At 67.6% G+C, this 22523-nt stretch carries 17 protein-coding genes and 1 other RNA gene; 10 read left to right on the forward strand and 8 right to left on the reverse strand.

The genetic code is table 11. The features are described 5' to 3' along the window. Positions 1-41 precede the first annotated feature (41 nt). The gene (gene gyrA / locus AK36_RS24190) at positions 42-2645 is read right to left on the reverse strand and encodes a DNA gyrase subunit A (RefSeq protein WP_045579347.1); all 2604 of its coding nucleotides are present in this window, start codon (positions 2643-2645) and stop codon (positions 42-44) included. A gap of 538 nt (positions 2646-3183) precedes the next feature. Here gyrA and ompA point away from each other — a divergent pair. The 4 genes from ompA to ssrA all read left to right on the forward strand — a co-directional run bounded on the left by ompA (position 3184) and on the right by ssrA (position 5821). Beyond that, positions 3184-3855 carry an outer membrane protein OmpA gene (ompA, locus tag AK36_RS24195; protein WP_011883806.1) on the forward strand — a complete coding sequence of 224 codons (672 nt, stop codon included), beginning with the start codon at positions 3184-3186 and terminating at the stop codon, positions 3853-3855. Between the two features lie 150 nt (positions 3856-4005). Then, on the forward strand, positions 4006-4704 hold the full coding sequence (ubiG, locus tag AK36_RS24200) for a bifunctional 2-polyprenyl-6-hydroxyphenol methylase/3-demethylubiquinol 3-O-methyltransferase UbiG (protein WP_011883804.1): 699 nt from the start codon (positions 4006-4008) through the stop codon (positions 4702-4704). 13 nt (positions 4705-4717) lie between these two features. Further along, a complete protein-coding gene (locus AK36_RS24205) occupies positions 4718-5434 on the forward strand; it encodes an HAD-IA family hydrolase (protein ID WP_034194137.1) in 717 nt (238 codons plus the stop codon). A 17-nt stretch (positions 5435-5451) separates the two neighbouring features. Next, positions 5452-5821: a transfer-messenger RNA gene (gene ssrA / locus AK36_RS31760) on the forward strand. A gap of 539 nt (positions 5822-6360) precedes the next feature. On the opposite strand, the gene AK36_RS24210 is transcribed toward ssrA, so the two are convergent. The 3 genes from AK36_RS24210 to AK36_RS24220 form a co-directional block, all read right to left on the reverse strand. After that, positions 6361-6711, reverse strand: a complete 351-nt coding sequence (locus tag AK36_RS24210; RefSeq protein ID WP_011883800.1) for a DUF4148 domain-containing protein — start codon at positions 6709-6711, stop codon at positions 6361-6363. Between the two features lie 278 nt (positions 6712-6989). After that, positions 6990-7259: a hypothetical protein gene (locus AK36_RS24215; protein ID WP_011883798.1), complete on the reverse strand. Its 270-nt coding sequence runs from the start codon at positions 7257-7259 to the stop codon at positions 6990-6992. A 101-nt stretch (positions 7260-7360) separates the two neighbouring features. After that, the gene (locus AK36_RS24220) at positions 7361-8464 is read right to left on the reverse strand and encodes a substrate-binding domain-containing protein (protein WP_011883797.1); all 1104 of its coding nucleotides are present in this window, start codon (positions 8462-8464) and stop codon (positions 7361-7363) included. A 131-nt stretch (positions 8465-8595) separates the two neighbouring features. On the opposite strand from AK36_RS24220, the gene AK36_RS24225 reads away from it, so the two are divergent. Genes AK36_RS24225 through AK36_RS24240 form a run of 4 tightly spaced genes read left to right on the forward strand, consistent with a single transcriptional unit; the run spans position 8596 to position 13898 of the window. Continuing rightward, complete coding sequence (locus tag AK36_RS24225) at positions 8596-9096, forward strand: NAD(P)H-dependent oxidoreductase subunit E (protein ID WP_014722672.1); 501 nt, start codon at positions 8596-8598, stop codon at positions 9094-9096. Next, a complete protein-coding gene (locus AK36_RS24230) occupies positions 9093-10670 on the forward strand; it encodes a formate dehydrogenase beta subunit (protein ID WP_045579348.1) in 1578 nt (525 codons plus the stop codon). Before AK36_RS24225 ends, AK36_RS24230 begins: the two co-directional genes overlap by 4 nt. Positions 10671-10687: 17 nt before the next feature. Beyond that, complete coding sequence (fdhF, locus tag AK36_RS24235; protein WP_045579349.1) at positions 10688-13639, forward strand: formate dehydrogenase subunit alpha; 2952 nt, start codon at positions 10688-10690, stop codon at positions 13637-13639. Between the two features lie 7 nt (positions 13640-13646). Further along, the gene (locus AK36_RS24240) at positions 13647-13898 is read left to right on the forward strand and encodes a formate dehydrogenase subunit delta (protein WP_011883789.1); all 252 of its coding nucleotides are present in this window, start codon (positions 13647-13649) and stop codon (positions 13896-13898) included. Between the two features lie 64 nt (positions 13899-13962). Here the strand turns inward: AK36_RS24240 and AK36_RS24245 are convergent, their stop codons facing one another. Beyond that, positions 13963-15630, reverse strand: a complete 1668-nt coding sequence (locus tag AK36_RS24245) for an FAD-dependent monooxygenase (protein WP_045579350.1) — start codon at positions 15628-15630, stop codon at positions 13963-13965. A gap of 130 nt (positions 15631-15760) precedes the next feature. Between AK36_RS24245 and AK36_RS24250 the strand changes: the two genes are divergently transcribed. Beyond that, the gene (locus AK36_RS24250) at positions 15761-17599 is read left to right on the forward strand and encodes a tetratricopeptide repeat protein (protein WP_404841956.1); all 1839 of its coding nucleotides are present in this window, start codon (positions 15761-15763) and stop codon (positions 17597-17599) included. A gap of 71 nt (positions 17600-17670) precedes the next feature. On the opposite strand, the gene tcuC is transcribed toward AK36_RS24250, so the two are convergent. Further along, positions 17671-18966, reverse strand: a complete 1296-nt coding sequence (tcuC, locus tag AK36_RS24255) for an MFS transporter (RefSeq protein WP_045579351.1) — start codon at positions 18964-18966, stop codon at positions 17671-17673. A 335-nt stretch (positions 18967-19301) separates the two neighbouring features. On the opposite strand from tcuC, the gene AK36_RS24260 reads away from it, so the two are divergent. After that, positions 19302-20222: a hypothetical protein gene (locus AK36_RS24260; protein WP_052691572.1), complete on the forward strand. Its 921-nt coding sequence runs from the start codon at positions 19302-19304 to the stop codon at positions 20220-20222. Positions 20223-20301: 79 nt separating this feature from the next. Here AK36_RS24260 and AK36_RS24265 read toward each other — a convergent pair whose 3' ends face one another. Continuing rightward, positions 20302-21009 carry a DUF2968 domain-containing protein gene (locus tag AK36_RS24265; protein WP_045579353.1) on the reverse strand — a complete coding sequence of 236 codons (708 nt, stop codon included), beginning with the start codon at positions 21007-21009 and terminating at the stop codon, positions 20302-20304. A 113-nt stretch (positions 21010-21122) separates the two neighbouring features. Next, complete coding sequence (locus tag AK36_RS24270; RefSeq protein ID WP_045579354.1) at positions 21123-22322, reverse strand: gamma-glutamyl-gamma-aminobutyrate hydrolase family protein; 1200 nt, start codon at positions 22320-22322, stop codon at positions 21123-21125. Between the last annotated feature and the right edge of the window lie 201 nt (positions 22323-22523).

Below are 22523 nucleotides of genomic sequence, written 5' to 3' on the forward strand. Positions count from 1 at the left end.
GGCGCTTCACGCCCGCGGCGGCTCGAGTCTCATCCCGTTGTTCAGGCTTCGCCGTCCGACGCCTCGTCGGCTTCGCCCTCACCCTCTTCGGCTTCAGCGATCTGCTGCAGGCCGGAGAGCTTCGTGCCCTCATCAAGACTGATGAGTGTAACACCTTGCGTAGCCCGTCCCATCTCGCGGATCTCGGACACACGGGTGCGGATCAATACGCCGGCAGTCGTGATCAGCATGATCTGATCTTCGGCGTCGACGAGCGTCGCGGCGACCACCTTGCCGTTGCGCTCGGACGTCTGGATCGCGATCATCCCCTTCGTGCCGCGGCCGTGACGCGTGTACTCGGTGATCGGGGTGCGCTTGCCGTAGCCGTTCTCGGTCGCGGTGAGCACCGTCTGCTCCTCGCTGCCCGCGACCAGCATCGCGATGACCTGCTGGCCGTCCTCGAGCTGCATGCCGCGCACGCCGCGCGCTTCGCGGCCCATCGGACGCACGTCGTTCTCGTCGAAGCGCACGGCCTTGCCGGCATCGGAGAACAGCATCACGTCGTGGGCGCCGTCGGTGATCGACGCGCCGATCAGGAAATCGCCGTCATCGAGACCGACCGCGATGATGCCCTTCTTCATCGGGCGGCTGAATGCTTCCAGCGGCGTCTTCTTCACGGTGCCGAGCGACGTCGCCATGAACACGAACTTGTCGGCCGAGAATTCCTTGACCGGCAGCACCACGTTGATCTTCTCGCCTTCCTGCAGCGGGAACATGTTGACGATCGGGCGGCCGCGCGAGTTGCGCGAGCCCTGCGGCACTTCATACACCTTGACCCAGTACACGCGGCCGCGGTTCGAGAAGCACAGGATGTAATCGTGCGTGTTCGCGATGAACAGCGTCTCGATCCAGTCGTCTTCCTTCATCTGCGTCGCCTGCTTGCCGCGGCCGCCGCGCTTCTGCGCGCGGTACTCGGACAGCGGCTGCGACTTCACGTAGCCCGCATGCGACATCGTGACGACCATGTCCTGCGGCGTGATCAGGTCTTCGGTGTTCAGCTCGGTGGCGTTCAGCTCGATCTTCGAGCGGCGCGCATCGCCGAACTCGGCCTTCACCGACGTCAGCTCCTCGCCGATCATCGTCGTGATCCGCTCCGGGCGCGCGAGGATGTCCAGCAGGTCGGCGATCTGCGCCATCACTTCGCGGTACTCGCCGATGATCTTGTCCTGCTCGAGACCGGTCAGGCGTTGCAGGCGCATCTGCAGGATTTCCTGCGCCTGCGTGTCGGACAGGCGGTACAGCCCGTCGCCCTGCATCCCGAACGCCGGGTTCAGCCCTTCCGGACGATACGCGGCGCGACCGCCGGCCGCGGCGTTCTCCGTCTCGGCGCGCGCGAGCATCTCGCGCACGAGCGACGAATCCCACGACCGCTCCATCAGCCCCTGCTTCGCGATCGGCGGCGTCGGCGCGGCCTTGATGATCTCGATGAATTCGTCGATGTTGGCGAGCGCGACTGCGAGACCTTCGAGCACGTGGCCGCGTTCGCGAGCCTTGCGCAGTTCGTAGATCGTGCGGCGCGTCAGCACTTCGCGTCGGTGCGACAGGAAGCACTGCAGGATTTCCTTCAGGTTCAGCAGCTTCGGCTGGCCGTCGACGAGCGCGACCATGTTCATGCCGAACGTGTCCTGCAGCTGCGTCGCCTTGTACAGGTTGTTCAGCACGACCTCGGGCACTTCGCCGCGCTTCAGTTCGATCACGACACGCATGCCGCTCTTGTCGGACTCGTCGCGGATGTCCGAGATGCCTTCGAGCTTCTTCTCGTTGACGAGCTCGGCGATACGCTCGAGCAGCGAGCGCTTGTTCACCTGGTACGGGAGCTCGTCGACGATGATCGCCATCCGCTGGCCACGGTCGATCTCCTCGAAGTGCGTGGCCGCGCGCATCACGACGCGGCCGCGCCCGGTGCGATAGCCGTCGCGTACGCCGGCCACGCCGTAGATGATGCCGGCCGTCGGGAAGTCCGGCGCCGGGATGATCTCGATCAGCTCGTCGATCGTCGCCCCCGGGTTGTTCAGCAGATGCTGGCACGCGTCGACGACTTCGTTCAGGTTGTGCGGCGGAATGTTGGTCGCCATGCCGACCGCGATGCCCGACGAGCCGTTGATCAGCAGGTTCGGAATGCGCGACGGCAGGACCGACGGCTGCGTTTCGTTGCCGTCGTAGTTCGGCTCGAAGTCGACCGTTTCCTTGTCGATGTCGGCCAGCAGCTCATGCCCGATCTTCGCCATGCGAATTTCGGTGTAACGCATCGCCGCGGCGTTGTCGCCGTCGATCGAGCCGAAGTTGCCCTGCCCGTCGATCAGCATGTAGCGCAGCGAGAAGTCCTGCGCCATCCGCACGATCGTGTCGTACACCGCCGTATCGCCGTGCGGGTGGTACTTACCGATCACGTCACCGACGATACGCGCCGACTTCTTGTACGCGCGGTTCCAGTCGTTGTTCAGTTCGTGCATCGCGAACAGTACGCGCCGGTGCACGGGCTTCAGGCCATCGCGGACATCCGGGAGGGCACGTCCGACGATCACGCTCATCGCGTAATCGAGATACGAACGGCGCATTTCCTCCTCTAGGGAGGTGGGCAGGGTCTCTTTGGCGAATTGATCCATGTATCCGTATCGTTTCGGAGCGAAGACGGCGAACGCCTTTCGCGTGGGCGCTGCATGCGCAACGCAACGCGAGATTCTAACATGCGCCCATCCGCAGCCAATTCGCGCCCCCCCAACTATATGTAAACAGCAAAAATCGGAGCTGCGGTGCGATGCCCGCCCCGGCCGCGATCGCGCCCTCCTTTGGTGCGCGGGCGAGTCCTGCGACGTGGCGTCGCGGCAGCGGGTAAACATAGGCGTCGTTTCCCGCAATTTGCCCGCTCCACTCTTGACAATTTCTTAAAGTTGCGGCAGGCGAGTGTTGCGCATGCACCACAAAGTGGGGGTGATCTTGGGGTGGGGAGGATTTTTTTTCGTAGGAAGGGAACGATATGGCAAAATGCCAACGCACTGAAAGTTAGACGCTGCTCGAAGTCTACACAGAGCGGTGCCGCGTTTTTTGTGCCGCACCAATGTTATACTTCGAGCAATGTATGACTTGTCACCGTCAACAGGCTCGCAGTAAACCTGCGGTAATCTCAATTTCGAGAGGAGAAATATGAATAAACTTTCAAAGCTCGCGTTCATTGCAGCTACCGCAGTTATGGCTGCATCCGCTTCGGCACAGTCGGTGCCGGCGTCGCGTCAAGCCGTCAACGACAACTGGGTGAACGGTACGGGCGAATGGGTGTGGATGAACGGCACGAACGAGCTCTGCTGGCGTGACGCGTTCTGGACGCCGGCCACCGCCAACGCAAAGTGCGATGGCGCACTGGTCGCCCAGGCACCGCAACCGCCGGTCGCTCCGGCTGCTGCACCGGCAATTTCGAGCCAGAAGATCACGTACCAAGCCGACGCGCTGTTCGACTTCGACAAGGCAACGCTCAAGCCGCTGGGCAAGCAGAAGCTGGACGAACTGGCATCGAAGATCGAGGGCATGAACACGGAAGTGGTCGTCGCCACCGGCTACACGGACCGCATCGGTTCGGACAAGTACAACGACCGTCTGTCGCTGCGCCGTGCGCAAGCAGTCAAGTCGTACCTGGTCAGCAAGGGCATCCCGGCCAACAAGATCTACACGGAAGGCAAGGGCAAGCGCAATCCGGTTACGACGGGCTGCAACCAGAAGAACCGCAAGCAACTGATCGCCTGCCTCGCACCGGACCGCCGCGTGGAAGTCGAAGTGGTCGGTACGCAGCAAGTGCAGAAGACGACCGTTCCGGCGCAGTAAGCCGCGGTTTCGACTGCTCCAAAGCCCCGCTCCGGCGGGGCTTTTTCATTGATGCCCGTCCAGGCGCTTGCTGGCCTCGTTGTCCGCCCGCTTATATACTTGCGGCTGACGTACCGACGCACCGCCCTCCTTCCGTACCCGTTTGCCGACATGACCAACGCCGATCCGCACGAACTCCAGAAATTCAGCGACCTCGCCCATCGGTGGTGGGATCCGAACGCCGAATTCAAGCCCTTGCACGACCTGAACCCGGTCCGGCTCGGCTGGATCGACTCGCATGCGCATCTGGCCGGCAAGCGCGCGCTCGATATCGGTTGCGGCGGCGGCATCCTGTCCGAATCGATGGCGGGGCTCGGCGCGCAGGTCAAAGGCATCGACCTGTCGAACGAAGCGCTCGGCGTCGCCGATCTGCACAGCCTAGAAAGCGGCATCACCGTCGATTACGAGGCGATCGCCGCCGAAGCGATCGCCGAGCGCGAGCCCGGCAGCTACGACGTCGTCACCTGCATGGAAATGCTCGAGCACGTGCCGTCGCCGGCCGGCGTCGTCTCTGCCTGCGCGAAGCTCGTGAAGCCCGGCGGCTGGGTGTTCTTCTCGACGCTGAACCGCAACCTCAAGTCGTACCTGTTCGCGGTGATCGGCGCCGAGTACATCGCGCAGATGCTGCCGAAGGGCACGCACGACTACGCGCGCTTCATCCGCCCGTCGGAACTGGCCGGTTTCGTGCGCGCGACCGATCTGCACATCGTCGAGCTCAAGGGCATCACCTATCACCCGATCGGCAAGCGCTTTGCGCTGTCGAACGACACCGACATCAACTATCTCGTCGCGTGCCGCCGCGGCGCGTAATCCTCGACCCGGCATGACGACCTCCCTTTCGACCGAGCGCACGACGCTCGACGCACCGCGACTGACGCAGTGCGACGCCGTGCTGTTCGATCTCGACGGCACGCTCGCCGATACGGCGCCCGATCTCGCCGCCGCCGTCCACAAGATGCAGCGCGTGCGCGGCCTGCCCGAGACGCCGCTCGACGTGCTGCGGCCGCTCGCGTCGGCCGGCGCCCGCGGCCTGCTCGGCGGCGCGTTCGGCATCGATCCGCAGACGCCCGGCTACGACGCGATGCGCGACGAGTTCCTCGCCAACTATGCGACGGACATCTGCGTGCACACCGCGCTGTTTCCGGGGATCGGCGACGTGCTGGACGAACTGGACGCGCGCCGCGTGCGCTGGGGCATCGTCACCAACAAGGTGATGCGCCTCACCGCACCGCTCGCCGACCTGCTCGGCCTCGCGGCACGCGCGGCCTGCATCGTCGGAGGCGACACGACGCCGCACTCGAAGCCCCATCCGGCCCCGCTGCTGCACGCAGCCGCACAACTGACGCTCGCGCCCGAACGGATCGTCTATGTCGGCGACGACCTGCGCGACATTCAGGCCGGCACCGCGGCCGGCATGGCGACGGTCGCAGCCGCGTATGGCTACTGCGGCGACGGCGCTGCGCCGGCCGACTGGCAGGCGCAGCATCTCGTCGACACGACGCTGCAACTGCGCGAACTGCTGCGCGATGTTGGGCTATAATGGTCGATCTTATCCGCGGGGGCGACCTGGTTTCGACAGGGGTTGTGAAGCGGCTAGGGCATGTCGAGGACCCGTCACCTCGTTAATCAATGGGAAAAACGTAACTGCAAACGACGATACGTTCGCACTGGCAGCCTAACGGCCGCCGTCCTCTGCCTAGTTCACTGACGGGCTAGTGTCGCAAGACCGGTAGCAATACCGACAGAGGTCATATACGTCAGTTAAGCCTTGGCGGCGTCGCGACGTCCGGGTCGAAAACTTAGCGAATCGCCGTAGTGCAGCGTGTTCGTCCGCGTCGCTGCGGTTAAATCAAATGACTGAACTAAACATGTAGAACTAGTCGTGGAGCGCTTCTGGACGCGGGTTCGATTCCCGCCGCCTCCACCAAATACACGGCAACGCAGTTCGGCGCGTTGCCAGGAAAAACCCGCGACAGCGTCACGCTTCGCGGGTTTTTTATTGCCGTTCGGCTGGTCCGAGCGCCCGCAATCACACGTGCGGAACGAAATTTCGCCGCGCGGCGATTTCCGTGTCGTGCCCCTGTCCTGCCGGATGTGTCTCGAACTCTTCCAATGCGGGAAGGCGCTCTGCCCGATCGCGGCCCGCGTTGAAACACAGCTGCCCTAGTACAGCCAGCCCGCAGCGCCCCGCAAACTTCCCGTCCAGACGAACAAAACCCCGCACGACACGCGTCTGCGGGGTTGCTTGTTGCCAACGAACGATACGTCACGCGCCATTTGAAAAAGCGCCCAGCCCCGGACGGGCCGGGCAGAATACCGCCGGTACGCCGGCGGCAGGAGGTGACGGACGTCCGCAGCCGCTCGCGCGGCGATCGACCGCGCCGAACGGCGTCTGCCCGACGGCGCGGGCCGGGAGCACGACACCTCGTCGCTCCCGGCCCGCGCTTTCGTCGGGCAGTGCGCAGCTTAGCTGCCGCGATACAGCGACTTCATTTCTTCAACGCTGGCCGGACGCACGCCGATCGCGCGCGAACCCGATGCCGACGCACCCTGCACTTGCGCACCGTAGCCGCTCGCATCGGCGCCTTGCGCCTGCGCGACTGCGCGCTGCTGCTCGGCGACGCGGGCGGTCGCAGCCTGGATCGCTTCCGGATAATGCGGATCTTCGCCGCGGGCGGTGTTGTAACCGGCCTGCTGCAGTTGCACCAGTTCCGCACGAACCTGGGCGCGGGTGAGTGCCGAGCCGGACTGAGCGAACGACACGACCGGGGCGACGAGAGCGGCAGCAACGACAACAGCTTGAACGAGCGACTTCATGATGACCTACCTCCGTATTTGTCTGATCTTGCGATGAACACCCGTTCATCGCCGACAAATGGAAGTGTATGTAGGCAACTGCTTAAGAATAAGGCACGTTTCTGGAAGACATTCTTTCAGGATTACGGGTTAACCCTATAGTCCATTAGTGCGCCGGCACCCGCCCGGCAGCGCCGCATAAACGCGAGCCCCGCGAAGCGGCAGGCTTCGCGGGGCTCGGCAGACCGGCGCGCTGCGCGGCCATTGTGGCTACGCGCGCTGCGATCGGGAAGCGGTGGTTACTGCGTATCCATCGGGCACTTCAGGTTGCAGCCGTTCGGATCGCCGATGTCGCCCTTGCGACGCAGCGCAGACTTCTTGCCGCTCTGATATTTCTGCGACGGCGCCGACGCCGCGAACGGCATCTGCGGATGCTCGTTCAGGCGGAACTGATCGCTCAGAATCCCGCCGGGCACGCCCGGGGAGTTCTGCGCGAACGCAAACGGCGTGGCGGCGATCAGAAGCCCCGCGGTCAACGCTGCCGCGGAGAGAGGAACGGAAAGTTTCATGGCGGGATGACGCCTGAACGGCGTGCTTGTTGGAACGTTGATCAAGCGGCAAGCGTAGCGCAAATCCCCTGCTGCTGCAGCGCGCGCCGCACGCGCGTGCATTACCTTCCGTTGCCGCCCGGCACGGTGGCAGCGTCCCCGTCGAGCCCCGCCGCAACGCCGATCAGCGTGCCGCATGCTGCTGGATCGTAGCCGTCGAGATGCGCGACGCGCTCGACGAACGCCGAATCGCGCAGCAACGCGAGCACGTCGGCGAGCGGCCGCGACGCCAGCCGCGCGCGCTCGCATGCGAAGTAGTAATCCTCGTCGACGACCGGAATGAAATCGAGCCCGAAGTGATGGGCGGCCGGCTCGACGCCGAAGCCGAGATCCGCCATCCCGCTCGCGACGAACGCCGCGATCGCCGAGTGCGTGAGCTCGGCCGACGCATAGCCGTCGATCCGCTCCGGATCGACGCCGATCGAGCGCAGCGCGAGATCGAGCAGCATTCGCGTACCGGACCCCGGCTGCCGATTGACGAAGCGGATATCGTTGCGCGCCAGATCGGCCAGCCCGCGCACCTGCTTCGGGTTGCCGCGCGGCACGAACAATCCTTGCTGACGGCGCGTCAGATGAATCAGCACATGGCGCGTGTCGTCGAGCCACGGCCGGTAGATCTGCGCGCATTGTTCGCGAAACGCGCCACGCGGCAGATGAAAGCCGGCCAGCTCGCATTCGCCGCGTGCAAGCGCGCGGACGGCCTCGACGCTCTCGCGGTACTTGATGTCGACGGCCGCGTGCGCGTCGACCAGCGCGGCCACCAGCGCCGCGACCGCATAGCCGTGCGACGCGTGGATGCGCACCGCACCGTCGCGCTGCGCGAGCCGGCGGTTCAGGTCGCTCGCCACCTCGGCGGCGAGCGACCGCAGATTCCCGTCGAGGCGCGTGTGCGCGAGGCGCTGCGCGTCGACGACGGCCCGCCCCAGTTCCGACAACGTCGAGCCCTTGCCGCGCGCCGTCTCGATCAGCTCGCCGCCGATGCACGCCTCGAGCGCGCGCAGCATGCCCCACGCGTGCCGGTAGGACAGCCCTTTCGCCTGCGCCGCCTGCGCGATGCTGCCCGTCTCGGCCACCAGCTCGAGCAACGGCGCGACGTCCGACAGGCTCGCCGAACGGCCCGCCGTGTCGCGCACGGTCAAATACGCGTCGCATTCGATTCGAATCATTTATGTACTCCGATTTCCTATTGCGGCCACGAAATCTTCCGCTTATCGTTGTTGGAAATCAATCAGAACGAAGTCACGGTGTGCGTTATATGAATTACCGGCACATATGAGACTTTGGAGGAGCACAAGCGATGTCCCCGAATTCCCCTGCGCCCGACGCGCTGGTCGAGCGTCACGCGCGCGCCGGCCGCTCGCTCGTCGCGATCCTGCATGCGATCCAGGACGATGCGGGCTACGTGCCGGCCGGCTGCGTCGCGCCGCTGGCGAAGGCGCTCAACCTGTCGCGCGCCGAAGTGCATGGCGTGCTCACCTACTATCACCACTTCCGCACCGCGCCGCCCGCCCGCGTGACGATCCAGATGTGCCGCGCCGAAGCGTGCCGCAGCATGGGTTGCGAAGCGCTGGCCGAGCATGCGCAGGCGCGCACCGGTTGCCGGTTCGACGCGGCGCACGGCGATGCTGCCGACGCACACGCGCCGCCCGACGTCGCCCTCGAATCGGTGTACTGCCTCGGGCTGTGCGCGCAATCGCCGTCGATGACGATCAACGGCGTGCTGCACGCGAAGGTCACGCCGGAGAAATTCGACGCGCTGCTCGCGCAGGCCGCCGCCCACACGCCGGAGGCCGCATGACGACCCGCATCTACGTGCCGCGCGATTCGTCCGCGCTCGCACTCGGCGCCGACGCACTCGCCGCCGCGATCGTCGCGCACGCGCAGCAGCGCGGCATCGACATCGAGCTGATTCGCAACGGCTCGCGCGGCTTGCTGTGGCTCGAGCCGCTGGTCGAAGTCGGCACGCCTGCCGGACGCGTCGGCTACGCGAACCTGTCGGCGGCCGACGTGCCCGCACTGTTCGATGCGAACTGGCTCGACGGCGGCGCGCATCCGAGCGGCGTCGGCCTCGTCGACGCACTGCCGTATCTCGCGCGCCAGCAGCGCCTCACGTTCGCCCGCATCGGCCTGACCGATCCGCTGTCGATCGACGACTACCTCGCGCACGACGGCCTCGCCGGCTTGAAAAACGCGCTCGCGATGGACGGCGATGCCGCGTGCGACACGCTGATCGAATCGGGGCTGCGCGGCCGCGGCGGCGCGGCCTTTCCGGCCGGCATCAAGTGGCGCACCGTCCGGCAGGCGGCCGCGACGCAGAAGTACATCGTCTGCAACGCGGACGAAGGCGACTCGGGCACGTTCTCCGATCGTCTGATCATGGAAAGCGACCCGTATTGCCTGATCGAAGGGATGATCATCGCGGGCATCGCGACGGGCGCGACGCTCGGCTACATCTACGTGCGCAGCGAGTATCCGCACGCGATCAAGACGCTCGAAACCGCGCTCGAGCGCGCCCGCGAAGCCGGCTGGCTCGGCGCGCACGTGCTCGGCTCCGCGCATGCGTTCGACCTGCACGTCGCGAAAGGCGCCGGCTCGTACGTGTGCGGCGAGGAAACGGCGCTGCTCGAATCGCTCGAAGGCAAGCGCGGCGTGGTGCGCGCGAAGCCGCCGCTGCCCGCGCTCGCCGGTCTGTACGGCAAGCCGACCGTGATCAACAACGTCATCACGCTCGCCACCGCGCCGGTGATCTTCGCGCGCGGCGCGGCGTTCTATCGCGACTACGGAATGGGCCGCTCGCGCGGCACGCTGCCGTTCCAGCTCGCGGGCAACATCCGTCACGGCGGCCTCGTCGAGCTGGCGTTCGGCGTCACGCTGCGCGAGCTGCTGTTCGATTACGGTGGCGGCACGGCGAGCGGCCGGCCCGCGCGCGCCGCGCAGGTCGGCGGCCCGCTCGGCACCTACCTGCCCGAGCATCAGTGGGACGTGCCGCTCGACTACGAGGCGTACGCGGCGATCGGCGCGGTCGTCGGTCACGGCGGCATCGTGCTGCACGACGACACGTCGAATCTCGCGGAACTCGCCGAGTACGCGATGAAGTTCTGCGCGATCGAATCGTGCGGCAAGTGCACGCCGTGCCGGATCGGCTCGACGCGCGGCGTGGAGACGATCGCGCGGATCCGCAACGGCGATACGTCCGAACGGCAGATCACGCTGCTGCGCGACCTCTGCGACACGATGCTCGCAGGCTCGCTGTGCGCGATGGGCGGGATGACGCCGTATCCGGTGCTGTCCGCGCTCGACCATTTCCCCGAAGATTTTGGGCTCGCCGCCGGCCAGCCGGCCGCGTCGGGTCCGGTCAAGGCTGCGGCCTGACCCAGAAGGAGCCCTGCATGTCCCTCGACACTCAGAACGTCCGCCAAGGCGGCTGCGGCTCGGGCCAATGCGCGTGCAAGAGCGCCGCAGCGGCGCGCGCGCGCGATCCGTTCGACGAAACCGACTATGGCACGCCGCAACGCCATGCCGACACCGACGTCACGCTCGAAATCGACGGTCAGGCGGTCACGGTGCCGGCCGGCACGTCGGTGATGCGCGCCGCGATCGAAGCCGGCGTCAACGTACCGAAGCTGTGCGCGACCGATTCGCTCGAGCCGTTCGGCTCGTGCCGGCTGTGCCTGGTGGAGATCGAAGGCCGGCGCGGCTATCCGGCGTCGTGCACGACGCCCGCCGAGGCCGGGATGAAGGTACGCACGCAATCGGACCGGCTGCAGAAGCTGCGCCGCAACGTGATGGAGCTGTACATCTCCGACCATCCGCTCGACTGCCTCACCTGCCCCGCCAACGGCGACTGCGAACTGCAGGACATGGCGGGCGTCGTCGGGCTGCGCGAAGTGCGTTACGGCTTCGACGGCGCGAATCACCTGCGCGACCGGAAGGACGAGTCGAATCCGTACTTCACGTACGACCCGTCGAAGTGCATCGTCTGCAACCGCTGCGTGCGCGCATGCGAGGAGACGCAGGGCACGTTCGCGCTGACGATCGCCGCACGCGGCTTCGAGTCGCGCGTCGCCGCCGGCGCAAGCGAATCGTTCATGGCGTCGGAATGCGTGTCGTGCGGCGCGTGCGTCGCAGCGTGCCCGACCGCTACGCTGCAGGAGAAAAGCGTCGTGCAGCTCGGCCAGGCCGAACACTCGGTGGTCACCACCTGCGCATACTGCGGCGTCGGCTGCTCGTTCAAGGCGGAGATGAAGGGCACGCAGGTCGTGCGGATGACGCCGCACAAGAACGGCCTCGCGAACGAAGGCCATGCATGCGTGAAGGGCCGCTTCGCGTGGGGCTATGCGACGCACAAGGACCGCATCACGAAGCCGATGATCCGCGAGAAGATCACCGACCCGTGGCGCGAAGTCAGCTGGGAAGAGGCGCTCACCTACGCGGCGACGCAATTCCGCAAGCTGCAGCAGAAGTACGGCCGCGATTCGATCGGCGGCATCACGTCGTCGCGCTGCACGAACGAGGAAACCTACCTCGTGCAGAAGCTGGTGCGCGCGGCGTTCGGCAACAACAACGTCGACACCTGCGCGCGCGTGTGCCATTCGCCGACCGGCTATGGCCTGAAGACGACGCTCGGCGAATCGGCCGGCACGCAGACCTTCGCATCGATCGGCCAAGCCGACGTGATCGTCGTGATGGGCGCCAACCCGACCGACGGCCATCCGGTGTTCGGCTCGCGGCTGAAGCGGCGCGTGCGCGAAGGCGCAAAGCTGATCGTGATCGACCCGCGCCGCATCGACGTGGTCGACGGCCCGCACGTGAAGGCGACGCACCACCTGCAGCTGCGCCCCGGCACGAACGTCGCGATGATCAATGCGCTCGCGCACGTGATCGTCACCGAAGGGCTGGTCGCGGACGCGTTCGTCGCCGAGCGCTGCGACACGCGCGCGTTCGAGCAATGGCGCGACTTCGTGTCGCGCGCGGAGAACTCGCCGGAGGCGACCGCCGAAGTGACCGGCGTGCCGGCCGAACAGGTGCGCGAAGCCGCGCGCCTTTATGCCGCCGGCGGCAACGCGGCGATCTACTACGGTCTCGGCGTGACCGAACATGCGCAAGGCTCGACGACGGTGATGGGCATCGCGAACCTCGCGATGGCGACCGGCAACATCGGCCGCGAAGGCGTGGGCGTCAATCCGCTGCGCGGCCAGAACAACGTGCAGGGCTCGTGCGACATGGGCTCGTTTCCGCACGAGCTGCCCGGTTACCGCCACATCGGCGACGCGAGCGTGCGCAGCCAGTTCGAACACGCATGGTCGGCCACGCTGCAGCCGGAACCGGGGCTGCGCATTCCGAACATGTTCGACGCGGCGCTCGACGGCAGCTTCAAGGGGCTCTATTGCCAGGGCGAGGACATCGTCCAGTCGGACCCGAACACGCAGCACGTCGCGGCCGCGCTGTCGGCGATGGAATGCATCGTCGTGCAGGACATCTTCCTGAACGAGACGGCCAAATACGCGCACGTGCTGCTGCCGGGCTCGACGTTCCTCGAGAAGGACGGCACGTTCACGAACGCGGAGCGGCGCATCTCGCGCGTGCGCAAGGTGATGCCGCCACTCGCCGGCTACGCGGACTGGGAAGTGACGCTGATGCTGTCGCAGGCGCTCGGCTACGACATGCACTACACGCACCCGTCGGAAATCATGGACGAGATCGCGCGGCTCACGCCGACTTTCTCCGGCGTGTCGTACGAGAAGCTCGACGCGCTCGGCAGCATCCAGTGGCCTTGCAACGACGAGGCGCCGGAAGGCACGCCGACGATGCACATCGACACCTTCGTGCGCGGCAAGGGCCGCTTCGTGATCACGCAGTTCATCCCGACGCCGGAGAAGGTCACGCAGCGCTATCCGCTGATCCTGACTACCGGGCGCATCCTGTCGCAATACAACGTCGGCGCGCAGACGCGCCGGACCGAGAACGTGCAGTGGCACGAAGAGGACCGCCTCGAGATCCATCCGCACGACGCGGAGGACCGCGGGATCCACAGCGGCGACTGGGTCGGCATCGAGTCGCGTGCGGGCCAGACGGTGCTACGTGCGCTCGTGTCCGATCGCATGCAGCCGGGTGTGGTCTACACGACGTTCCACTTCCCCGAATCGGGCGCGAACGTGATCACGACCGACAGCTCCGACTGGGCGACGAACTGCCCGGAATACAAGGTCACAGCCGTGCAGGTGATGCCGGTTGCGCAGCCGTCCGACTGGCAACGCTCGTACGCACGCTTCAACTCGGAGCAGCTCGAGCTGCTCGAGCGCCGCGCCAGCGCGCCGGGCGTTGCGACGACGGGCAAGTGAGAACGCCATGGACCACGCACACCTGATCGAGATGGCGAACCAGATCGGCGCCTTTTTCGAGTCGATGCCCGATCGTGACGAAGCGCTGACCGGGATCGCCGACCATATCCGGCGCTTCTGGGAACCGCGGATGCGCCGCGCGCTACTCGCCGCGCTCGACGATCCGTCGAGCGAAGCCGGACGCCGCGCCGCGCCGATCGTGCGCGACGCGATCGCCGCGCATCGCGCGTCGCTCGTGCCGGCAGACGTTCACGCGTGACGGACGCGTGACGCGCCCGTTACGCAACCATGACGCGCGTTTGACGCAGGTCTGACGCGCGTCGCTACGCGGGCTGCGGCATGCCCGCGAACCAGCTTTCGCAATGGCGCAGCAGCGCGTTCGCGTCGGTGGCGGTGCGCCCGCGCGCCGCGATGTAGCCGTCGGGGCGCAGCAGATAGAACGACGGCCGCGAGCGACCGTACGCTTGCGCGAGCGCGTCCGCGCCGTCGGCTTCGGCATCGGCGATGCGCCACGCACGCACGGCGCCCGGCATGATCCGCTCCAATCCCTGCGCGAGCGCCTGTGCATCCGCCGACGGCGGCCGCACTGCGCCAGCGTCGACGTCGACATCTGCCATGTCCATACCGGGCGGCTCCTCGAGCAACAGCAGCGTAAAGCTAGCCGGATCGTGCAGGTCGTAGAGCCGCGCGGTCCCCGGCGCGCGGCCGAGCGGCCCGTCGATCACATGCACGAGCGCATCGGGCGCACGCTCGCCCGCCCGCGGCCCGCCGTCGAGCACGCGCTCGAGCGTGAGCGGGCTTTTCCGGTACTGGACGCCCAGCTCGCTGAACGAGCGGCGCACCGCGTCGCGCACCGGCCCGAACGACGCGAGCAGCGGCACGACGTGATCGCGCAGCAGCTTGACCGCGCCGTGGTCGGCTTCGACCATCTGCGTGATGAAACCGGTCTGCCGCAACACGTCGCGCTCGATCGGATGGCGCTCCGCGTGATAGGTGTCGAGCAGCCGCTCGGGCGTGCCGGCGGCGAGCACGCGCGCGAGCTTCCAGCCGAGATTGAACGCTTCCTGCATCCCCGTATTCATCCCCTGCGCACCGGCCGGGCTGTGAATGTGCGCGGCATCGCCCGCGAAAAACACGCGGCCGTGGCGTAGCCGCTCGACCATCCTGCTGTGCAGATGAAAGTACGACGACCACGTGAGGTCGCTCGGCGCGATCGATATACCCATCCGCGCGCGCACGATCGCGTCGCACTCGTCGAGCGACGGTGCCGGTGCGTCGGGCGACGGGTCGCCGCCGGGCGGGCGATCGGCCACGAGCCGGTAGCGGCCGCCGCCCATCGGGAACAGGCCGGCAATGCCGTCGGGCGTCGTAAACAGGTGGATCTCTTCGTCGGACCAGTCGGGAATCGCGGCGAAATCGGCGAGCAGGAACGTCTGCTCGAACGCACGCCCCGCGAAGCCCACGCGCAGCAGACGCCGCACCGTGCTGTGGGCGCCGTCGGCGGCGATCAGGTAGGACGGCGCGCAGCGCGCTTCGCGGCCGTCGGCGCCGCGCAGCGTCACGTCGAGCGACGTGCCGTCCGCCTCGCACGCGACGAGCGCGACGCCTCGCTCGACCGTCACGCCGAAGCCGGCGAGATGCTCGGTGAGCCAGCGCTCGGTGACGCTCTGGTCGAGCAGCAGCAGGTACGGATAGCTCGTGTGCAGCGGGTCGAAATCGAGCCGTGCGATCACGCGGCCATCGGCATGCAGCGCGGCCGCATGCACCCGGTGGCCGAGCGCGAGGAACGGTTCGACCGCGCGATGCTGCTCGAGCAGCTCGAGCGTGCGCGCCTGGATGCCGATCGCGCGGGAATGCGCGGCGGGCACCGCGAGGCGGTCGATGATGCGCACCGGCACGCGGGCACGCGCGAGGCTCATCGCCGCGGCGAGGCCGGTGGGACCCGCGCCGACGATCAGCACGGGTGGAATATCGAGCAGTGTGTCAGCCATGAGACCCTCGATGACACGCGACCCTGCCAGTCTACGCCGCTCCGCGTGACGGGGCCATATGCCGATCGGCCGATCTGGGGCCGCCATGCGCAGTGTGGGAAAATACGCGCTTTCCGTCAGTTCTAGCGTCATGGATTCCGCATTCGACCGAGCGTATGCCGCGCACCGCGCGGGCCGCCTCGCCGAGGCCGAGCACGGCTATCGCGCCGCGCTCGCCACCAATCCCGCCGATGCCGACGCGCTCCATCTGTTTGGCGTGCTGCGGCATCAGCAGGGGCAGCATGCCGAAGCGGCCGACCTCGTCGGCCGCGCCGTCGAGTTGCGCCCGGGCGACGCCGCGCTGCAGCTCAACCTGGGCAACGCGCTGAAGGCGCTCGGCCGGCTCGACGAGGCGATCGACCGCTTTCGCAACGCGCTGACGCTCGCGCCCGAATTTCCGCTCGCGCACTACAACCTCGGCAATGCGTATGCGGCGCTGCAGCGCCACGAGGATGCGGTCGACGCGTTCGGCCGCGCGCTGCGGCTCACGCCCGACGACGCCTCGATCCACAACAATCTCGGCAACGCGCTGAATGCGCTCGGCCGGCACGACGACGCGCTCGCCGCATTCCATCGCGCACTCGAGCTGCGCCCCGGACACGCCGGCGCGCACAACAATCTCGCGATGGCGCTGAACGCGATGGGGCGCGCAAACGACGCGATCGCGCACTTCCAGGCCGCGCTCGCCGCCGAGCCGCGCTTCGTGGCCGCGCATTTCAACCTCGGCAACACGTTCGAAGCGCTCGGCCGCCATGCCGAGGCCGCCGCCGCATTCGAAGCGGCCCTCGCGCTGCACCCGCCGTTTCCGCTCGCCCTGTTCGGGCTCGCGAACGCACTGAGCGCGCAGGGCCGCCACCGCGACGCGCTGCCCTGTTACGAGCGCGCGGTCGGCCTCGATCCGTCGTTCAGCCTCGCGTGGCTGAACCTCGGCAACGCGCATCACGCGCTCGGCGCGCACGAGATGGCGCTGCGCGCGTTCGACCAGGCGCTGCGCGTCGCGCCTGACCTCACGCTCGCACGGCTGCACCGCGCCGTCACGCTGCTCACGCTCGGCGACTTCACGCGCGGGCTGCCCGCCTACGAAGCGCGTCACGACACGCCCGGCGCAACGCCGCTCGGCACGCTGCCGCGCTGGCAAGGCGAGCCGATCGCGTCGCGTACGCTGCTGATTCGCGCCGAGCAGGGTTTCGGCGACACGCTGCAGTTCGTCCGCTTCGTACCGCTCGCCCGCGCGCGCTGCGCGCGCGTCGTGCTCGAAGTGCAGCGCGAGCTCGTCGCGCTGCTCGCCCCTGCCGCCGCGCGCTGGCGCGTCACGCTGGTCGCGCAGGACGCCGCGAAAACGCCCGCTGCGGACCTCGGATGCACGCTGATGAGCTTGCCGTTCCTGCTCGGCCTGCAACCGGGCGACATCGCCGCGGGCGCGCGCTATCTCGACGCGCCGGACAGCGCGCGCCGGCGCTTTCGCGGCTCGCTCGGCGGGCAGTCGAGGCGCAAGTTCGGGCTCGCATGGTCCGGGCGCCGACAGGCGCAGGAAAACCGCTCGATGCCGTTCGATGCGCTCGCGCCGCTGCTCGCGCTGCCCGACATCGACTGGATCGTGCTGCAGCCCGCCCTGGACGCCGACGAGCGCGCGCGCGTCGACGCGCATCCGCGCGTGCATCACCTCGACGGCCGGCTGAACGACTTCGGCGATACGGCGGCGTTGATCGAGCGGCTCGACGGCGTCGTCACGATCGACACGGCCGTCGCCCATCTCGCGGGCGCGCTCGGCAAGCCGCTGTGGGTGATGCTGCCTTTCGCGGCCGACTGGCGCTGGTTCACCGGCGACGACTGTCCGTGGTACGCGCATGCACGGCTCGTCCGCCAGCCTGCGCCGGGGCAATGGCTCGACGTCGCGGCGAAAGTCGCCGACGCGCTACGCGCGGCCTGACGGCCGAGCTCACAGTAAAAACGGAGCGGCAAGGCGCTCCGTTGTTCGTTCGGCGTGTCACACGCGAGGCATCAGGCCGCCTTGTACTGGTTGCGCGCCTCCGGCGTGCGGTACAGCACGAGCGTCGCGATCAGCCCGCAAATCGCCGCGACGCTCAACCACAGGCCCGGCGCGGCCTTGTTGCCGGTCTCGTGGATCAGCAGCGTCGAGATCGCCGGCGTGAAGCCGCCGATCGTCGTCGCGAGGCTGTATGCGAGCGAGAAGCCGGCGGTACGCACGTCGGCCGGCATCACTTCGGTGAGCGCGACGACCATCGCGCCGTTGTACGAGCCGTACAGGAACGACAGCCACAGCTCGACCGCGAGCAGCCGCAGGAACGACGGTTCCCCCACGAGCCACTGCACGGCCGGATAGGCCGACAGCAGCGTGAGCAGCGTGAACGCGATCAGCACCGGGCGGCGGCCGATGCGGTCCGACAGCGCGCCCGACAACGGCAGCCATACGAGATTGGACAGGCCGACGCACACGGTCACGACGAGCGCATCGAACGACGACAGGTGCAGCACTTCCTTGCCGAAGGTCGGCGTGTACGCGGTGATCATGTAGAACGACACCGTCGTCATGATCACCATCCCCATCCCGGCGATCACGATGCCCCAGTTCTCGAGCATCGAGCGCATGATCTCGCCCATCGTCGGACGATGATGCTTGGCGAGGAATTCGTCGGTTTCCTTCAGCGAGCGCCGGATCAGGAACAGGAACGGCACGATCAGGCAGCCGATCAGAAACGGAATACGCCAGCCCCATGCCGTCATCTGGTCGGCGGGCAGCATGCGGTTCAGCAGCACGCCGACGAACGCGGCGAACACGACCGCCACCTGCTGGCTGCCCGATTGCCACGACGTATAGAAGCCCTTGTGCCCCTTCGTCGCGATCTCCGACAGATAGACCGACACGCCGCCGAGCTCGACGCCCGCCGAAAAACCCTGCAGCAACCGGCCGAGCAGCACGAGCGCCGGCGCGAGCACGCCGATCGTCGCGTAGCCGGGGACCGCGGCCACCGTCAGCGTGCCGAGCGCCATCAGCCCCAGCGTCAGGATCAGCCCCTTGCGGCGGCCGTGATGGTCGATATATGCGCCGAGCACGATCGCGCCGACGGGCCGCATCAGAAAGCCCGCGCCGAACACCGACAGCGACAGCATCAGCGATGCGAACGCGTTGCCGCTCGGGAAGTACGTTTTGGCGATGGCCGACGCGTAATAGCCGTAGACCATGAAGTCGTACATTTCGAGGAAGTTGCCGCTGACGACACGGAATACGGTGCGGACCTTCGATTCCGTCGCGACGGCAGGCGTGGTGGTGGACATGTTTTTCTCTCGACTCGAATGGGGCGGCGTTCGCGCCGTGGCGATGCAGCGATGTGGCAAGGCCGCGATGGGCGACGCACCGGCCCGGCGCGCACGGACGTCGCCGGCGTGGTCTGAAAATAATGCCATGCGAAGCCGACAATTGCCTTGTGCCCGCGGTGCCGGCCGTGCGGCATGCGTCGCTGCGTACGGGTCGTACCAGACGGGGCGGTCGGCACGCCAAAATCAGATCGGTCTGATCGACCGATCGCGATCGGCTCACCACAATGTCAGAATTTGCGCGGCGATCCGCGCCGGGTCCGGCGCGGTGGTCGCTTCGCACTGCGTATCCGTCCATGATCCAGCCGCCCGCCGTTCCCGTCGAAGGCAAACTCGCCCTCCCCCGCGTCGCGCCGCTCGGCGGCGTGCCGTCGTTCGGCCGCGAATGGACGTTCCGTCCCGCGTCCGGCGCCGGACGCCGCACGCGCTGCGTCGCCACGCTGACGACCTCATGCGTCGACATCGACGCGCCGCATCGCGCGTGCCGCTGGCTACCGCTGACCGTTGAGCCGCCGTCTGTCGCTCCCACCGCCGATCGGTCCATCGTTCGTCCTGCCGGACGCCCGCGCGATCGGCGGGCGTTACACGCCGCGTGCTGGAGCATCGGCGCGCTCGGCATCATCGGCGCGTTGATCGCCACGCATGAACCGTTCCCGCGTTTCGCGCCGGAGCCCGCACGTGAGCACGCCGCCGTCATGCAGCCCCACGCCGCGCCAGCGGCGGCTGCCGTGCGCGTCGCGACGACCGAGCCGATCGCGCCGAATGCCTCGGTCGTCGTCCCGGCTCATCCGCGCGCCGCAGCGCAGCCCGTGCCGACATCATCGGAAGCAGCGCGCCGCGCGCGCGCCGCGGCCACCGCGCCCGCACCATCGCCGCTCGCGTCGGTCGCGGCAGCGGACACGCCGCCGCATCGATCGAACATCGTGCGCACGCTATCTGCGCCACGCTACGCGTCGGCCACTACGCGACCTGCGGCCACATGGCCGATCACAGGCCACACGTCGCAGACGGCATCGCTCGACCACCCGCACCGCTTGCCCCATCCCGACGCATCGCACGATGCAGCCGACGATCTGCTCACGCTGATCGCGCTGGCCGATGCGTTGCAGGCGGAACTCCCCGCGCGTCGGGCCACGATGCCCGCCACCGGTTTCGACTGGACCGCCCGGTTGTCGCACCGCCGCCTGACCGACGCACCCGACCGGTACACCCGCTGACTGACCCGCAAACAAAAAAACCGGCGAAGCATGCTTCGCCGGGTTTCGTTCGTACGTCGATCCACGGACCGGCGCGTCGTCACTTGTGCGCGGGCAACCCCGTCTCGGCCTGACGCTCGAGTTGCCGCACCTCCTCCTGCAGATCGCGCAACTGCAACTGCGCCGCGCGCTTCTCCACCTGCAGCGCCTGCGCCTGTTCGCGTGCCGAGCGTTGCCGCTGCGCGACCTCTGCCTGCTGGCTGCGCGCGATGCTCAGATCGGCCTGCAGTTGCTGCGCGCGATTCGCCTGCAGTGCGATCACGCGTTCGAGGAACGCCTTCTGCGCCTGCAGTTCGGTGCGGCGCAGTTCGACGTCCGCGAGCTGCACCGTCTGCTGGACGAAGTTCTCGTACACCATCTGCGCGCGGCTCTTGTCCTGCGACTTGATCACGCGCCACAGCTGCTTGTCCTGAAACAGCGCGACGTAGTAGGTCATCTCGCGCGAATCGAACATCAGGCTCGCGCCATAGCTGCCGTTGTAGGTCGTGCGCATCTCGACCATTCGCCCGTCGTGCAGCAATTGCGTGAGTTCGGCGACGTTGCCTTGCGCGATCGCATCGGCCGCCGCCGTGGGCGACGTGGCCGGTCCGGCGGAGGCCGCGTCGCCGCTCAGGCTCGTCACCGCCGGGCGCGTGCCGGCGACGGGCGCGCTCGCATCGTCGGACCACGCCGCACCGGCGTACGCGCAAGCGGCGATTGCAACGACCCACGTGGCGCAACGCGCAGGGGAAAAATCTCGAGAGGCCAACGTCAGACTCCGGCGAACGAATCGGGACTCGCGATTATCGTGCAAAACCGGACGGCCGCATCTCGAATTGATCGTCCCGCGGCCGGCTTGCTGCCGGCCATCCCGACGCGGGCTTACAGGCGGGTATCGCGTGCGGCGCGCAGGAACGCGTCGAGCAGCGGCGTGCAGTCGAGCAGCTCGGCGCCGCCCGCGCGATGAAACTCCGGATGCCACTGCACGCCGACGACGAACGGCGCGCGGCGATAGCGGATGCCCTCGATGATGCCGTCGCCGGCCGACACGGCCTCGATGCTCAGGTCGCGGCCGAGATCGCGGATCGCCTGATGGTGGATCGAATTGACGATCGCCTCGCTGCGCCCGGGAAACATGCTCGCGAGCGTCGACGAATCGGGAAAGCGGATCGCGTGCCGATGCTGGTCGTAATGCTCGCTCACGTGCGCGTTCGCGGTCGGCACGTCGCTGGCGATGTCCTGATACAGCGACCCGCCGAACGCCACGTTGATCAGCTGGCAGCCGCGGCATACGCCGAGCACCGGCTTGCCGGACTCGACGAACTCGTGGAACAGCTCGAGCTCGTACATGTCGCGCACGCGGTCGCCCGGCCATTCGGGGCGCGCATCGGACGCCGCGTAGGTTTGCGGCGACACGTCGGCGCCGCCTTGCAGCAGCAGGCCGTCGAGATGCTTCGCGTAGTCGCGCAGGCGGATGTTGCTCGGGTGCAGCATGCCCTGATGCCCGACGGTCGGAATCATGAACACCAGCACGTCGCGCGACATCACCCAATGCGCGATCGATTCCTCGAGATACTGCAGCGTCTTGCCGCGCAGCCCCTTGGCGCCCGGCTCGGGATGGAAGATCCGCGCAGACACGCCGATGCGCAGCGTGCGCTGCGTGATGCGCTGGCCGGCGCGGTCGAACAGCCGGCGCGCGCGCGCCGCGATGATCCGGCCGACCACCGACCACGGCGTGTCGCTTTGTTTCAGGTACGCGGGCGGCGCATTCTGCGCGTTCTGCGCGCTCGCGGGCGGCGGCCGCGGCGTGTCGAAATCCGGCTGCGCGCCGAAACCGGGCGGCGCCGCGCCGGGCTTCGGCGGCGCCGCTTCGCCAGCGGTGCCCGGCGTGCCGGCGGCACCCGGCTCAGACGCAGCCGTCACGGGCGAGGCGCCGTCGTCGGCCACGTCGTGGGCGGCAGCGGCCTGGGCAGCGGGAGCGGCGGGAACATCGGCTGCTCGCGGCGGCTCGGAACGGCGGGAATCGGGGGAAGCGGAAAAGGTGCCGGGCAGACCGGCCGGGGAAGGCGTGGTTTCGCTCATGACGATGGTCTGGTACGTCGCTCGCGCGTATTGGATTGACGAGGATTCATTATGCGTCAGCGTACGATCGCGCGGTAAACCAGCAACATCCTGTCGATACTGTTGCAAGTCGTCGCATTCCGCGCAGAACCCGCGAAGCGCCCGCCTTCGGCACGATCCCGGCACGGTGGACAGCAGTGATATATCACAATACTATCCACC

The organism is Burkholderia vietnamiensis LMG 10929 (assembly GCF_000959445.1).
GTDB lineage: Bacteria > Pseudomonadota > Gammaproteobacteria > Burkholderiales > Burkholderiaceae > Burkholderia > Burkholderia vietnamiensis.

Excerpts from the sequence above, each read along its gene's own strand:
- gyrA (WP_045579347.1), bottom strand. The coding sequence starts at position 2,645 with ATGGATCAATTCGCCAAAGAGACCCTGCCCACCTCCCTAGAGGAGGAA.
- ompA (WP_011883806.1), top strand. The coding sequence starts at position 3,184 with ATGAATAAACTTTCAAAGCTCGCGTTCATTGCAGCTACCGCAGTTATG.
- ubiG (WP_011883804.1), top strand. The coding sequence starts at position 4,006 with ATGACCAACGCCGATCCGCACGAACTCCAGAAATTCAGCGACCTCGCC.
- AK36_RS24205 (WP_034194137.1), top strand. The coding sequence starts at position 4,718 with ATGACGACCTCCCTTTCGACCGAGCGCACGACGCTCGACGCACCGCGA.
- AK36_RS24210 (WP_011883800.1), bottom strand. The coding sequence starts at position 6,711 with ATGAAGTCGCTCGTTCAAGCTGTTGTCGTTGCTGCCGCTCTCGTCGCC.
- AK36_RS24215 (WP_011883798.1), bottom strand. The coding sequence starts at position 7,259 with ATGAAACTTTCCGTTCCTCTCTCCGCGGCAGCGTTGACCGCGGGGCTT.
- AK36_RS24220 (WP_011883797.1), bottom strand. The coding sequence starts at position 8,464 with ATGATTCGAATCGAATGCGACGCGTATTTGACCGTGCGCGACACGGCG.
- AK36_RS24225 (WP_014722672.1), top strand. The coding sequence starts at position 8,596 with ATGTCCCCGAATTCCCCTGCGCCCGACGCGCTGGTCGAGCGTCACGCG.
- AK36_RS24230 (WP_045579348.1), top strand. The coding sequence starts at position 9,093 with ATGACGACCCGCATCTACGTGCCGCGCGATTCGTCCGCGCTCGCACTC.
- fdhF (WP_045579349.1), top strand. The coding sequence starts at position 10,688 with ATGTCCCTCGACACTCAGAACGTCCGCCAAGGCGGCTGCGGCTCGGGC.
- AK36_RS24240 (WP_011883789.1), top strand. The coding sequence starts at position 13,647 with ATGGACCACGCACACCTGATCGAGATGGCGAACCAGATCGGCGCCTTT.
- AK36_RS24245 (WP_045579350.1), bottom strand. The coding sequence starts at position 15,630 with ATGGCTGACACACTGCTCGATATTCCACCCGTGCTGATCGTCGGCGCG.
- AK36_RS24250 (WP_404841956.1), top strand. The coding sequence starts at position 15,761 with ATGGATTCCGCATTCGACCGAGCGTATGCCGCGCACCGCGCGGGCCGC.
- tcuC (WP_045579351.1), bottom strand. The coding sequence starts at position 18,966 with ATGTCCACCACCACGCCTGCCGTCGCGACGGAATCGAAGGTCCGCACC.
- AK36_RS24260 (WP_052691572.1), top strand. The coding sequence starts at position 19,302 with ATGATCCAGCCGCCCGCCGTTCCCGTCGAAGGCAAACTCGCCCTCCCC.
- AK36_RS24270 (WP_045579354.1), bottom strand. The coding sequence starts at position 22,322 with ATGAGCGAAACCACGCCTTCCCCGGCCGGTCTGCCCGGCACCTTTTCC.